General features: G+C 30.6%; 17 protein-coding genes. 12 read left to right on the top strand and 5 right to left on the bottom strand.

Annotated features, from left to right (window positions below; all coding sequences use genetic code 11):
* The first annotated feature begins 123 nt into the window (after nt 1–123).
* The 12 genes from metX (at nt 124) to ACTTA0_RS01770 (ending at nt 9,153) form a co-directional block, all read left to right on the top strand.
* Complete coding sequence (gene metX, locus ACTTA0_RS01825) at nt 124–1,254, top strand: homoserine O-acetyltransferase MetX (protein ID WP_440675753.1); 1,131 nt, start codon at nt 124–126, stop codon at nt 1,252–1,254.
* Entirely contained in the window at nt 1,244–1,840 is a 597-nt protein-coding gene (metW, locus tag ACTTA0_RS01820) for a methionine biosynthesis protein MetW (RefSeq protein ID WP_440675751.1), read from the top strand. The genes metX and metW overlap by 11 nt, the downstream gene beginning before the upstream one ends.
* Nucleotides 1,841–2,560 (top strand): hydroxyacylglutathione hydrolase, encoded by a 720-nt coding sequence (gloB, locus tag ACTTA0_RS01815; RefSeq protein WP_440675750.1) that lies wholly within the window; start codon nt 1,841–1,843, stop codon nt 2,558–2,560.
* 66 nt (nt 2,561–2,626) lie between these two features.
* Nucleotides 2,627–3,025, top strand: a complete 399-nt coding sequence (rplU, locus tag ACTTA0_RS01810; RefSeq protein ID WP_440675748.1) for a 50S ribosomal protein L21 — start codon at nt 2,627–2,629, stop codon at nt 3,023–3,025.
* A gap of 14 nt (nt 3,026–3,039) precedes the next feature.
* Nucleotides 3,040–3,294 carry a 50S ribosomal protein L27 gene (gene rpmA / locus ACTTA0_RS01805; protein WP_075506491.1) on the top strand — a complete coding sequence of 85 codons (255 nt, stop codon included), beginning with the start codon at nt 3,040–3,042 and terminating at the stop codon, nt 3,292–3,294.
* 26 nt (nt 3,295–3,320) lie between these two features.
* Nucleotides 3,321–4,304 (top strand): Obg family GTPase CgtA, encoded by a 984-nt coding sequence (cgtA, locus tag ACTTA0_RS01800; RefSeq protein ID WP_440675747.1) that lies wholly within the window; start codon nt 3,321–3,323, stop codon nt 4,302–4,304.
* The gene (gene proB, locus ACTTA0_RS01795) at nt 4,294–5,400 is read left to right on the top strand and encodes a glutamate 5-kinase (RefSeq protein WP_440613704.1); all 1,107 of its coding nucleotides are present in this window, start codon (nt 4,294–4,296) and stop codon (nt 5,398–5,400) included. Before cgtA ends, proB begins: the two co-directional genes overlap by 11 nt.
* Complete coding sequence (locus ACTTA0_RS01790) at nt 5,401–6,651, top strand: glutamate-5-semialdehyde dehydrogenase (RefSeq protein WP_440675746.1); 1,251 nt, start codon at nt 5,401–5,403, stop codon at nt 6,649–6,651.
* Nucleotides 6,647–7,174 (top strand): nicotinate (nicotinamide) nucleotide adenylyltransferase, encoded by a 528-nt coding sequence (gene nadD / locus ACTTA0_RS01785; RefSeq protein WP_440676626.1) that lies wholly within the window; start codon nt 6,647–6,649, stop codon nt 7,172–7,174. Before ACTTA0_RS01790 ends, nadD begins: the two co-directional genes overlap by 5 nt.
* A 17-nt stretch (nt 7,175–7,191) precedes the next feature.
* On the top strand, nt 7,192–7,542 hold the full coding sequence (gene rsfS / locus ACTTA0_RS01780; protein WP_075506496.1) for a ribosome silencing factor: 351 nt from the start codon (nt 7,192–7,194) through the stop codon (nt 7,540–7,542).
* Nucleotides 7,539–8,675 carry a S41 family peptidase gene (locus ACTTA0_RS01775; RefSeq protein ID WP_440675745.1) on the top strand — a complete coding sequence of 379 codons (1,137 nt, stop codon included), beginning with the start codon at nt 7,539–7,541 and terminating at the stop codon, nt 8,673–8,675. Before rsfS ends, ACTTA0_RS01775 begins: the two co-directional genes overlap by 4 nt.
* 1 nt (nt 8,676) lies before the next feature.
* Nucleotides 8,677–9,153 carry an RNA pyrophosphohydrolase gene (locus ACTTA0_RS01770; RefSeq protein ID WP_440675744.1) on the top strand — a complete coding sequence of 159 codons (477 nt, stop codon included), beginning with the start codon at nt 8,677–8,679 and terminating at the stop codon, nt 9,151–9,153.
* Here ACTTA0_RS01770 and atpC read toward each other — a convergent pair.
* The 5 genes from atpC to atpH are packed head-to-tail and all read right to left on the bottom strand — an operon-like array spanning nt 9,146 to nt 13,931.
* Nucleotides 9,146–9,538, bottom strand: a complete 393-nt coding sequence (gene atpC, locus ACTTA0_RS01765) for an ATP synthase F1 subunit epsilon (RefSeq protein ID WP_440633077.1) — start codon at nt 9,536–9,538, stop codon at nt 9,146–9,148. The genes ACTTA0_RS01770 and atpC overlap by 8 nt on opposite strands.
* On the bottom strand, nt 9,538–10,956 hold the full coding sequence (atpD, locus tag ACTTA0_RS01760) for a F0F1 ATP synthase subunit beta (RefSeq protein WP_262589885.1): 1,419 nt from the start codon (nt 10,954–10,956) through the stop codon (nt 9,538–9,540). Before atpD ends, atpC begins: the two co-directional genes overlap by 1 nt.
* Before the next feature lie 2 nt (nt 10,957–10,958).
* The gene (locus tag ACTTA0_RS01755; protein WP_075506072.1) at nt 10,959–11,831 is read right to left on the bottom strand and encodes a F0F1 ATP synthase subunit gamma; all 873 of its coding nucleotides are present in this window, start codon (nt 11,829–11,831) and stop codon (nt 10,959–10,961) included.
* Between the two features lie 6 nt (nt 11,832–11,837).
* Complete coding sequence (atpA, locus tag ACTTA0_RS01750) at nt 11,838–13,373, bottom strand: F0F1 ATP synthase subunit alpha (RefSeq protein WP_262589886.1); 1,536 nt, start codon at nt 13,371–13,373, stop codon at nt 11,838–11,840.
* Nucleotides 13,374–13,931, bottom strand: coding sequence for an ATP synthase F1 subunit delta (gene atpH / locus ACTTA0_RS01745; protein ID WP_075506074.1), 558 nt, complete (start codon nt 13,929–13,931; stop codon nt 13,374–13,376).
* Between the last annotated feature and the right edge of the window lie 97 nt (nt 13,932–14,028).

The raw sequence follows: 14,028 nt of genomic DNA, 5'->3' as shown, positions 1-14,028 counted from the left end.
AAAAATTGACATAAATTACAAGTTCTTGTACAAAATTTATGCGCTGATTTAACTGAATTGCGAGCGCTTAAAAAAAACCGCTAAAATAGTTTTTTTTCTCACAATTCATCTAAAGGCTTTAAAATGAATACAGAAAAAAATATTAAGACACTAATTATAAAAAAACCTCTTAAATTAGATTGCGGTAAAACTATAAACAATTTTCCAATTGCATTCGAAACTTATGGATCTTTAAATGAAAATAAAGACAATGCTATATTAGTATTTCATGCACTAACTGGAGATCAATTTGTAACTGGTTTAAATCCTGTTACTAAAAAAGACGGTTGGTGGAGTTTTGCTGTAGGTCCAGACAAAGCAATAGATACCAATAAATATTTTGTTATTTGTTCAAATGTAATTGGTGGATGTATGGGATCTTATGGACCAAGCCATAAAGATTCTGAAACACAGAAAACTTTTGGAACTGATTTTCCAGTTATTACAATTAATGACATGGTGAATGCACAATATAATTTACTTGAACACTTTGGAATTGATAAACTATTTGCAATTACCGGAGGTTCCATGGGGGGTATGCAAGTTCTTCAATTTATCACCAACTTTCCTGATAAAGCTAAAACTGTTATACCCATTGCTACAACCTCAAGTCATTCAGCACAAAATATTGCTTTTAATGAACTAGGAAGACAAGCAATCACTGCTGACAGCGATTGGAAAGATGGAAATTATGAAGCTAATAACACCAACCCAGGTAAAGGGCTTGCTGTTGCAAGAATGGCAGCTCATATAACTTATCTCTCAAAAAAAGGTTTGCAGGAAAAGTTTGGGAGAAAATTGCAAGAAAGAGAAGATTTGAAATTTGGATTTGATGCAGATTTTCAAATTGAGAGTTATTTGAGATACCAAGGATCTGTATTTGTAGATAGATTTGATGCAAACAGCTACCTCTACATAACTAGAGCTATGGATTATTTTGATTTAGTTAAACAATTTAATGGGAATTTGTCTGATGCATTTAAAAAAACAAAAGCTAAATTTTTTGTAATTTCTTTTACTTCTGATTGGCTTTATCCAACCCAAGAAAATAAAGATATTGTTATAGCTTTGAATTCTATTGGAGCAGATGTTGGTTTTGTAGAAATTGTATCTGATAAAGGTCACGACTCTTTTTTATTAGATGTACCCGATTTTTTAAATGCTCTGAATAATTTCTTAGACAAATCTTATATAGAATTAAAAAATGAAAAATGAATTTAAAGTAATATCAGATTTAATTGAGGATAATAAAAAAGTTTTAGATGTAGGTTGTGCAGATGGAACTTTGGTGCAATTTTTAAAAGAACATAAAAATATAAATGTAAGAGGACTAGAAATTTCTAAGGAAAAAGTACAAGAATGTATTGCAAAAGGATTAACTGTAATAGAAGGTAACGCAGAGAAAGACTTAAAACAGTTTCCCGATAAATCGTTTGACTATGTAGTGTTGAGTCAAACACTCCAAGCATTTTTAAGCCCTGAAATTGTTTTAGATGAACTTTTAAGAGTTGGAAAAAAAGCAATTGTAACGATACCAAATTTTGGTAATTGGCAAGTTAGATTGCATCTATTATTTAAGGGCACAATGCCAATAACAAAATCTTTGCCAGAACAATGGCACAGTACACCTAATTTACATATGTGCACACTTAAAGATTTTGTAAATTTTATAAAATTTAAAGAAATTAAAATGATAAAAACTTTAGCTTTAAATAATAACAACACTTCAAATATAACAAATAGTAATTTAGGAACTAAAAATTTATTTGCTGATCTTGGAATATTTTTAATAGAAAAATAAATGAAAGTTGAAATTATACCCTGCCTACAAGATAATTATAGTTATTTAATTATTGATAATGACAAACAGGAAGCATGTGTTGTTGATCCAAGTGAAGCTAAACCAATAATCAATTACTTAAAAGATAAAAATATTAAATTAAAATATATCTTAAATACTCATCATCATTACGATCATGTTGGGGGTAATACTGAATTAAAAAAAAAATTTGGATCTGTTGTTTTAGGATTTAATGGAGATGCAAAAAGGATACCAGAGATTGATATCTTGTTAAATGATAACGAAATTTGGAATAGCGGAAATTTTAAAGCTAAAATTATTCATATCCCTGGACACACAACAGGACATATTTGTTTTTATTTTTTTGAAGAAAACTTGCTATTCACCGGAGATACTCTCTTCTCACTTGGATGTGGTAGAATTTTTGAGGGCACATATGAACAAATGTATAACTCTTTAAGTAAATTAAAATCTTTACCTAAAGAAACAAAAATCTATTGTGGCCATGAATATACTTTAAATAATTCAAAATTCTGCTTGGAACATGATTCTGAAAACTCTTCTTTGTTAAAGAAAATAGAATTTATAAAACAACAAAGAAATAATAATTTGCCTACTATTCCGTCAACCTTACAAGATGAAATTGATTGCAATATTTTTTTAAGAGCTAATGACCTAAAATCTTTTTCAAAATTAAGGGATTTAAAGGATAATTTCTAACTAATTCAGCTTGACTATAGGCTTCCGGTAACTATATTGCGGTTACTTAAATTTAATATTCATACTATGTCATACGCAGTAATAAAAACAGGTGGTAAACAGTACAAAGTTAAATCTGGTGAAATATTAAAAATTGAAAAATTACCAGATTCAAAGCCTGAAACTAAGATAGAATTTAATGAAATCCTAGCATATGGAGATGATAAAAATATTGAGGTTGGAACTCCTACTATTGAAGGTGCTAAGGTAGAGGCAGATTTAATTAAAAATAGTAAAAATAGAACAATTCTAGTTTTCAAAAAAAGAAGAAGACAAAATTCAAGAAGAAAAAATGGACACAGACAACAATTTTCTTTGATAAGAATTAACAAAATTTTTTCAAAAGATGGTAAAGTATTATCTGAAGCTGAAAAAATTAAACCAGCTCCCAAAAAAGAAGAAGTTAAGGAAGCTGCAAGTAAATAGTTATTAGGTAAAATATGGCAACAAAAAAAGCAGGTGGATCATCGAGAAACGGACGAGATAGTGCTGGTCGAAGACTTGGTGTTAAAAAATACGGTGGAGAAACTGTAATACCTGGAAATATAATTGTTAGACAAAGAGGAACAAAAATTTTTCCTGGCGAAAATGTTGGAATGGGAAAAGATCATTCAATTTTTTCTGTTATCAAAGGTAAAGTTGTATTCAAAAAATCTAAATTAGATAGAACTTACGTTTCAGTAAAACCCAATTAATAGTACAACCAAGAAAATGTTGTATTATGAAATTTCTCGATCAAGTTAAAATTTATATTAAGGCTGGAAACGGCGGTGACGGTTCACCAAGTTTTAGAAGAGAAAAGTATGTTGAGTTTGGAGGACCTGATGGAGGCGATGGAGGCAGAGGTGGCTCGATCATTTTAAAATCAGAAGAAAACTTAAACACTTTAATTGATTACAGATATCAACAACATCATAAAGCTCAGCGTGGAGAGAATGGTTCTGGTCAAAATCGAACAGGTAAAAGTGGTGATGATTTGGTTTTAAAAGTTCCTCTTGGAACCCAGGTATTTGAAGAAGATAACAAAACTCTATTATTTGATTTTAACAAAAAAGGAGAAGAGTACATTGCAGCTAATGGTGGCAAAGGTGGTTTGGGAAATACTAGATTTAAAAGTTCTACAAACAGAGCTCCAAGAAAATTTACGAAAGGAACTTTGGGAGAAGAGTTTACAATTTGGTTACAACTTAAAACAATAGCTGATATCGGAATTATCGGACTACCTAACGCAGGAAAATCAAGTTTGTTGGCAGCACTTACAAACGCAAATCCTAAAATTGCTAATTATAAATTTACAACACTTAATCCTAACTTAGGTGTAGCTAGCTATGATGATAAAGAAATCACAATAGCTGATATACCAGGATTAGTAGAAGGTGCCCATGAAGGTGTTGGACTTGGGATACAGTTTTTAAAACATATAGAAAGATGCAAATCTTTATTACATTTAATTGATATAACTAATCTTGATCTTAAGGAATCTTATGATCAGGTTAAAAATGAACTTAAAAATTACAGTTCTAAAATGCTTGAAAAGAGAGAATTAATTGTGTTTAACAAAATAGATTTAATTGATGAAGACACAGCTAAAGACGTAATTGATGATTTCTCTAAGGATAAAAATTGTGAGATAATGACGATGACAACTTTAAATAAAGAGTCGGTTTCAAAAATTAAGGCAAAATTATTAGCTTATGTATCTTAAAAACTCGAAAATTATTGTTATTAAAATTGGTTCATCTTTATTAGTTGATGAAAATAAAAAAATTAGAAAAAAATGGCTTTCAAGCTTTGCGAGGGACATCAAAAAACTAAAAGATAAAAATCAAAAAATAGTCATTGTTAGTTCAGGTGCTATCGCTCTTGGATGTAAAAAAATGAATTTTAACAAAAAAAATATTAAGTTAGATAAAAGTCAAGCAATTGCCTCTATTGGCCAAATTGAACTAATGAACTTATTCTCTCAGACCTTCTCAAAATTCAAATTAAATATTTCACAAATTTTGTTAACTCTAGAAGATACGGAGGAACGAAGAAGATCCTTAAATGCCAAAAGAACATTCGAAAATTTATTCGAACTTGGATTTATCCCAGTTGTTAATGAGAATGATACAATTGCAACAACTGAAATAAAATATGGAGATAATGATAGATTGGCATCTAGAGTAGCTCAAATTACAAACGCCGATACATTAATTTTACTTTCAGATGTAGATGGCCTTTTTACAAAAAATCCAAAAGTAAATAAAGATGCTAAACTTATAAAAATAGTAAATGATATAAACAAAGACTTAAAAGAAATTAATATCAAAGGAATTAATGAATATGGAAGTGGAGGAATGCAAACAAAAATTGAAGCTGCTAAAATTTGTCAATTAGCTGGCAGCAGTATGATTATTGCAAACGGACTGTATTCAAATCCTATTTCAAAAATTATTGAAAAAAATAATTGTACATGGTTCAGCCCAAAGGTCTCTAAACTTCATGCTAGAAAAAAATGGATAATTAGCTCAATTGCACCTAAAGGAAATATTGTAATTGATGACGGAGCCAAAAAAGCGTTAAAGCTTGGAAAAAGTTTACTAGCCGCAGGTATTAAAAATGTATCAGGAAGATTTAACAAAGGTGATCATATAAAAGTTTTAGATAAAAAAAATAATGAATGTGCTAGGGGTTTAAGTTCTTTTTCTTCTGATGAAGTAAAAAAAATAATGGGACACCATTCGAATGAAATTCAAAAATTACTAGGGTATGTTGCAAAATCTGAAGTTATTCATAAAGATGATATGGTAGAAGTATAAATGAATAATTATATGAATTTAATCGGTAAAAGAGCAAGAAAAGCAAGTCAATATAAAATAGACACAAAAGTTAAAAATAGTGTTTTAGCCTCCTATGCTAAAATGCTTGACGAAAACAAAGGTTTAATAATTAGAGAAAATACTAAAGATATTAATTATGCAAAAAAAATAGGGTTAAAAGAAAATTTAATTAATAGACTTCATTTAAATGAGAAAAAAATAAACGACATCAGAAATTCTATTATTAGTATTATTAGATTTAAAGATCCCATTAATCATGTTCTAGAAAAGTGGAAAAGACCTAATGGATTAAATATTAGTAGAGTATCAATTCCAATAGGAGTTATTGGTGTAATTTATGAAAGTAGGCCAAATGTTACATCAGATGTTGCGGGTTTATGTTTCAAATCAGGTAATGCAGTAATCTTAAGAGGAGGTTCTGAGGCAATCAATTCAAATAGAATTTTATCAAAACTTTTTAGAAAAGCACTCAAAAAAAATAAAGTAGATGAAAACTTTATACAATTTATAGACTCTAAAAACAGAAAGATGGTTGATGTAATGCTTTCCAAAATGAAAGAATATATTGATGTTATAATCCCACGTGGTGGAAAAAATCTTGTAAGAAAAGTTCAAGAACTTTCTAAGGTTCCTATAATTGGTCATCTTGAGGGTATTTGTCATACATATGTCGACAAAGACGCTGAATTAAAGATGGCAAATAGAGTTGTTACTAACGCAAAATTAAGAAACACCAGCATATGTGGGGCGACCGAAACTATTATTCTACATAAAAATATTGTTAAAAAATTTAGCAATACAATCCTGGGCAATTTAGAAAAAAATGGTTGTAAAATTTATGGAGAAAAGACTTTGGCTAAATTTTATAAAGGTAAAATTTTTAAAGCTACTGAAAAAGATTGGTCTACAGAATATTTAAGCTCAGCAGTTTCTGTTAAAATAGTAAACAATCTCAATGAAGCTATAAGTCATATTAATAAGTATGGAACAATGCATACAGACTCAATAATTACAAAAAACAAAAAAACAGCTAGTCAATTTCTAAAAGAAGTCAAAAGCTCTATTGCTATGCATAACACCTCAACTCAATTTGCAGATGGAGGTGAATTTGGGTTCGGAGGAGAAGTTGGAATTTCTACCAATGTACTTCCACCAAGAGGGCCTGTAGGACTTAATCAACTTGTTTCATATAAATATCAAATTACAAGTAACGGTAAAATAAGAAATTAATTTGAAATTAAATAAGACAAAAATAGGAATTTTAGGAGGATCATTTGATCCTGCTCACAAAGGTCATCTAGCAATTTCAAAAGAAGCAAAAAAAAGATTTGAGCTTAAAAACATTATTTGGGCAATCACAAAAAAAAATCCTTTTAAAAACCAGAGCAAAACCTCAGTTACTGAAAGAATAAAATTCTGCAAAAAAATTATTGGTAAAAATTCATTTATAAAAGTGAGATTTTACGAAAATAAAATTAATTCAAATAAAACAATCGATTTAATTAATCATTTGAAAAAAAATAAAAATATTGAAATCTATTTTTTAATGGGAGCAGATAACTTAATAAATTTTCACAAATGGTATAAATCAAAATCTATTTCACAAAAGTGTAATATTTTAGTTTTCGATAGACATGGCTATAAAAAAAACTCATTAAAATCAAAGACATTTAGGGCTCTCAGTAATACCACCCTTAAATTCATAGAGTTTAATAAAGTCAACATTTCATCTTCTCAATTAAGAAAAATTTGATAGTCTAAATTTAATTAATGGATAAAATTTCAGATCTCAAAGAAATTGTAATCACCACATTAGATCTTAACAAAGCTGAAGACATAGTAACTATTGATCTAAAAGATAAAAGTTCGATGGCAGATTATATGATAATAGCAAGCGGTACATCATCTAGACATATACAGTCTTTATCTGAACAAGTGTTAGAAAAGCTTAAAGATAATGGAATTAAAGATTCTAAAATTGAGGGCAAAGAAAGTGGTGAATGGAAATTGGTAGACGGTATAGATCTAATCGTTCATATTTTTCATCCAGAGAAAAGAAAATTTTATGAATTAGAAAAAATCTGGTCAGAATTTATTCCTAAAGAAAAAGTAATGATATGAAAATAATTAAATATTACTCAATTATTTTTTTATCATTTTTTTATTTGAGTTCAGCAAACTCTTCTGAAGTAGATATTTACAAAAAGATAGATTTATTTGGTGAGGTTTTAGAAAAAATAAATAGAGAATATATTGATGAGATCAATCAATCTGAAAGCATGGACTCTGCTATCAATGGCTTACTTCAATCTTTAGACCCTTATTCCTCTTATATGTCTCCTGAAATTCTGGAGGAAATGCAAACTGAAACTAGCGGTGAATTTGGCGGCCTTGGAATTGAGGTAAGTATGGAAGCAGGAGTTGTTAAAGTTATTTCACCTATTGATGACACACCAGCATCAAAAGCTGGATTAAAAGCTGGTGATTACATTGTGAAAATTAATGATACCCAAGTTCAAGGGAAATCTCTAAGTGAAGCTGTTGATTTAATGCGAGGCCCAGTAGGTTCAAGTATAGAATTAACAGTTAGACGAAGAGGAGAAAAAAAAGCACTAACATTTAATATCACTAGAGAGATAATTGAAATTCAATCAGTTAAGTCAGAGTTATTAGAAGAAAATATTGGCTATATTAGATTAACTTCATTTAATGAAAACAGTAGTGATCAAATAGAAAAACAAATAAAGAAATTAAAAAAAAATAAAAATCTTAATTCATTTATTTTGGATTTAAGAAATAATCCAGGTGGACTACTAAACCAAGCAATAAGAATATCTGATTTCTTTTTAGAAAATGGTGAAATTGTCTCCACTAAAAGTAGAAAAAAATCTGATAATAGAAAATGGTTTGCAAAAAAAGGAGACATAACTGACGGAAAAACATTATTAGTACTGATAAATTATGGATCAGCTTCAGCATCAGAAATTGTTGCAGGAGCTTTAAAAGACCACAAAAGAGCAATTGTTGTAGGTGAAAACAGTTATGGTAAAGGTTCAGTTCAATCTATTATTCCTCTTAAAAATAGAGGCGCAATACGTTTAACTGTTGCAAAATATTATCTTCCATCTGGAAAATCTATATCTGAGGTTGGTGTACGTCCAGACATTGAAGTGAATGAAGAAGGTGATAATTTTAAAATAAGAACTGACACTGATAATCAACTAAATTATGCAATTAAGTTACTCAACGGATAAGATGAAAAAAGATTTACATAATCTTCCACTAAGAAGTGGAGTAGGAATTGTTGTGTTAAATAAAGAGAACAAAGTGTTTGTTGCCAAAAGAATAGATAACCCCAAAAATTTTTGGCAAATGCCGCAAGGCGGTGTAGATGAAGGTGAGGATTTTTTAAAAGCTGCTTACAGAGAACTTGAGGAAGAGACCAGTATTAAAAATGTTGAATTAATAAAAGAATTAGATGGAACCATAACTTATGAACTTCCAGATAGATTGCTTGGTTTGATTTGGAAAGGAAAGTACAAAGGTCAAAAACAAAAATGGTTTTTAATGAGATTTGTTGGGTCAGATAGTGAAATAAATATCAAAACTAAACACCCTGAGTTTTTAGAGTGGAAATGGGTAGAGCTAGACAAAATCACAGACTTAGTGGTTGATTTTAAACTACACGTGTACAAAGAAGTTAAAGATAAAGTAAAAAAAATTCTTAATTAAGAGTTTTTAAAACTTCAATTTTTTGATCTACTAAATATTTAGCTTGATCATTAATATCTGACTTTCCTGCCTCTTCCTCAGCTTTTTTCAGTAAATCCTGTTGAACAGATTTATCCATATCAGACAAATTATAAATTGAGCTTGTTAGAATAGATAAATTATTATTTTTAAACTCTACTATACCATCCTCAACATAATAATTTTCATCACCAGATTTTGAACTTACTTTGATAATACCTGGTTTTAAAAATGAGATAATTGAAATGTGATCTTTTAATATCCCCATTTCTCCCTCAAAAGCAGGTACTACTACTTCCGATACATCTTCTTTGACCAAAAAAGATTTTTCAGGATTTACTATCTCAATTTTAAATTCTTCACTCATTAAGCTGCAGCTTCTTTTTCCATTTTTTGAGCTTTTTCAATAGCTTCTTCAATTGTACCAACCATGTAAAAAGCTGCTTCTGGCAAGTGATCATATTCACCCTTACAGATTGCATCAAATCCTTTGATTGTAGATTCAAGATCAACTAATTTTCCTGGTGAACCTGTAAATACTTCCGCAACAAAGAATGGTTGAGATAAAAATCTTTGAATCTTTCTAGCTCTTGCTACAACTAATTTATCTTCCTCAGATAATTCATCCATACCAAGGATAGCAATAATATCCTGAAGTGATTTATAAGATTGTAAAATTCTTTGTACATCTCTCGCAACTCTATAGTGCTCATCACCAACTATTCTTGGATCTAAAATTCTTGAAGTAGAATCTAATGGGTCTACTGCAGGATAAATACCAATTTCAGCTATTTGTCTTGAAAGTACAGTAGTAGCATCCAAGTGAGCAAATGATGTTGCAGGCGCTGGATCAGTTAAGTCATCAGCTGGAACATAAATCGCTTGCACTGAAGTAATTGATCCTTTGTTTGTTGTTGTAATTCTTTCTTGAAGATTACCCATATCAGTAGCTAATGTAGGCTGATATCCTACAGCTGAAGGAATTCTACCTAATAAAGCAGATACCTCTGAACCAGCTTGAGTAAATCTAAAAATATTATCAACAAAGAATAAAACGTCTTGTCCTTCTTGATCTCTAAAATATTCTGCAACTGTTAATCCGGTTAAAGCAACTCTTGCTCTTGCTCCTGGGGGTTCGTTCATTTGTCCATAAACCAATGCAGCTTTAGAACCAGGGCCATCTTGCTTGATTACTCCAGATTCCATCATCTCATGGTAAAGATCATTTCCTTCTCTAGTTCTTTCTCCAACTCCAGCAAAAACTGAAAATCCACCATGTGCTTTTGCAACGTTGTTAATCAATTCCATAATTAAAACTGTCTTACCAACACCAGCACCTCCAAATAGTCCAATTTTTCCTCCTTTGGCATATGGTGCTAATAAGTCGATAACTTTAATACCAGTAACTAATATTTCAGTTTCAGTCGATTGATCATTAAATTCAGGAGCAGCTCTGTGAATAGGCCAGCTTTCTTTAGTTTTAACCTCACCTCTTTCGTCAATTGGCTCACCAATTACATTAATAATTCTACCTAGTGTTTCTGGTCCAACAGGTACCTGGATAGGAGCATTCGTATTTACAACTTCATCTCCTCTTTTTAGTCCTTCAGTAGCATCCATTGCAATAGTTCTTACAGTAGTTTCTCCTAAGTGCTGAGCAACCTCTAAAACCAATCTATTGTCACCATTTTTACATTCTAATGCTGTTAAAATTTCCGGTAATTCTCCTTCAAATTTTACGTCTACTACCGCTCCAATAACTTGTGTGATTATTCCTTTGCTCATAATTATAAACTTTCTGCTCCTGATATGATTTCTATTAGTTCTTTAGTAATTGCTGCCTGACGACTTCTATTATACTCGATAGTAAGTTTGTCAACCATTTCACCTGCGTTTCGGGTTGCATTATCCATTGCACTCATTCTGGATCCTTGTTCGCTAGCTGAATTCTCTAACATTGCCTTAAATATTTGTGTTGAAATATTTTTTGGCAACAAATTGCTTAAAATTTCATCTTCATCTGGTTCAAATTCGTAACTTTCATCTGAACTATTTTCACTTCCCTCATCATTTAAAGGAATTATTTGTTGAGCCTGTGGGATTTGTGTAATTACATTTTTAAATTTATTGTAAAAAATTGTACAAACATCAAATTCACCTGCTTCAAATTTTTCAATAATAATTTTTCCTACCTTATCTGCATCAAAATAATTTGCATTTTTCGACTCTTTAAATGAAATATTTTCAATTATTTTATCACCATAAATTCTCTTAAGCTGGTCATTGCCTTTTGAACCTACAGTGATAATTTTAAGCTCTTTATTCTCATCTAAAATTTTAGAAAAGTAACTTTTTGCTTTCTTAATTATGTTGGAATTAAACCCACCACATAGACCTCTATCTGATGTCATAACAACACAAAGATGAACTTTGTCTTGTCCTGTACCAGCTAATAACTTTGGTGCATTTTCTTTATCTGAAATTCCACTAGAAAGGTTTAAAATTACATTGTTCATTTTTTCTGAATAAGGTCGTCCTTTTTCAGCACTTTCTTGTGCTTTTCTTAATTTTGCAGCTGCAACCATTTTCATAGCCTTAGTAATCTTTTGTGTAGATTTTACACTAGCTATTCTTTTTTTTAGGTCGTCTAAACTTGCCATATCAAATTAAGATTTAAGAGTTTCCTTTAATTGAGTAATCAGTTCAACTAATAACTTTTCTTTATCCTCTTCAAGTTTTCCTGAACTTTGTATCGACTCAATAATCTCAGGTTTTTCTGATTTACATTTCTCAATGATTTTACTTTCAAAACCTGCAACATCTTTTAAATCGATATCATCAAGATATCCTTTAACACCACAGAAAACCGAAATTACTTGTTCAGCAACTGTCATTGGAGAATATTGCTTTTGTTTTAAAAGCTCAGTTAATTTTGATCCTCTATTCAATAACTGTTGAGTAGAAGCATCTAAATCTGAACCAAATTGAGCAAATGCTGCCATTTCTCTATATTGAGCAAGCTCAAGTTTCATAGATCCTGAAACTTTTTTCATCGCTTTAGTTTGTGCAGATGAACCTACCCTTGAAACTGATAAACCAACGTTAATTGCAGGTCTAATTCCTTGGTTGAATAATTCAGTTTCTAAGAAAATCTGACCATCCGTAATTGAAATTACATTTGTTGGAATAAATGCAGATACGTCTCCACCTTGAGTTTCAATAATTGGAAGTGCTGTTAAAGATCCACCTCCATGTTCATCACTCAATTTTGCAGCTCTTTCTAATAATCTACTATGTAAATAGAATACATCACCTGGATAAGCCTCACGTCCTGGAGGTCTTCTAAGTAAAAGTGACATTTGTCTGTAAGCAACTGCTTGTTTTGATAAATCATCGTAAATAATCAACGCGTGCATTCCATTATCTCTGAAATATTCACCCATAGCACAACCAGTATATGGAGCTAAAAACTGAAGCGGTGCTGAGTCTGATGCTGTTGCAGCAACAATTGTTGTGTATTCCATTGCACCAGCTTCCTCTAAAGTTTTTTGAATTTGTCTAACAGTTGATCTTTTCTGACCTACAGCAACATAAATACAATATAATTTTTGTTTTTCGTCGCCTGATTCATTAATCTTTTTTTGGTTTATGATTGCATCAACTGCAACAGCAGTTTTTCCTGTTTGTCTATCACCAATAATTAATTCCCTTTGTCCTCTTCCGATTGGAACCAAACTATCAATTGATTTTAAACCAGTTTGCATTGGTTCATTAACTGATTGTCTAGGGATAATTCCAGGAGCCTTAACCTCTACTCTGCTCTTTTGTACACTTTTATCTAATGCACCCTTGCCATCAATTGGATTTCCCAAACCATCGACTACTCTACCTAGTAACTCTTTTCCAACTGGCGTATCAACAATTTTTCCAGTTCTTTTTACAACATCACCTTCTTTAACATTTCTGTCATCACCAAAAATTACAACACCAACGTTTTCGCTCTCTAAGTTTAGGGCCATACCTTTAGAGCCATCAGAAAATTCAACCATCTCTCCAGCCTGAACATTGTCAAGACCGTAAATTCTAGCGATACCATCACCAACTGATAAAACTTGACCTACCTCAGTAACTTCTGCTTTATCTCCAAAATTTTTTATTTGTTCTTTTAATATTTTTGTAACTTCTGAAGGATTTATTTCCATTTATGCCTCTATCATTCTATTTTCGATTTGTTGTAATTTACTTTTAATTGAGGTATCAACCATAGTACTCCCTACCTGTACTACTAAACCTCCTATTAAACTTTCATCATGTTTGTAGTTTAATTTTATTTTTGAACTAAAGTTTTTAGTTAATTCTTCCGTAATTTGTTTAATTTCTTCATTAGATAATTGTTTAGCAGATCTTAATTCGGCTTTTAGTTCTCCCCTTTTTTCTGAACAGATCTCGATGAAACTTTTAAGAATTCTTTCTACAAAAAAGAACCTTCTCTTTTGAATTAAAAAACTTAAAAAATTTTTTAACAATTGATCAAATTTATAATTTTCTGAGATTGTATTAACTACTTTTAATAAATCATCTTGGCTTGTAGTTGGATCTTTTATTAAATTTGAAAAATCTTGGCTTTGTTCTAACAATTTTAGAACTGAGAGTGACTGTTCTTCTATTTGGGATGTAACATTGCTTTCAGTAGATAATTCATAAAGCGCAAGTGAATACCTTTCTGCTGAAGTAATTGAAAATCCTGTGTCTTTGCTCAACTTGATACCTCTAAAATGTTGAAGATTATTTAAAAATCACGCTCTAATTAGCATATGACCTTTATGTCTTCAAGTGACTGATTGACGAAAAAGTCCT

It is taken from the genome of Candidatus Pelagibacter sp. HIMB1593 (assembly GCF_052047755.1).
Lineage (GTDB): Bacteria > Pseudomonadota > Alphaproteobacteria > Pelagibacterales > Pelagibacteraceae > Pelagibacter.
This window is presented reverse-complemented; position numbering and strand designations above follow the sequence as displayed.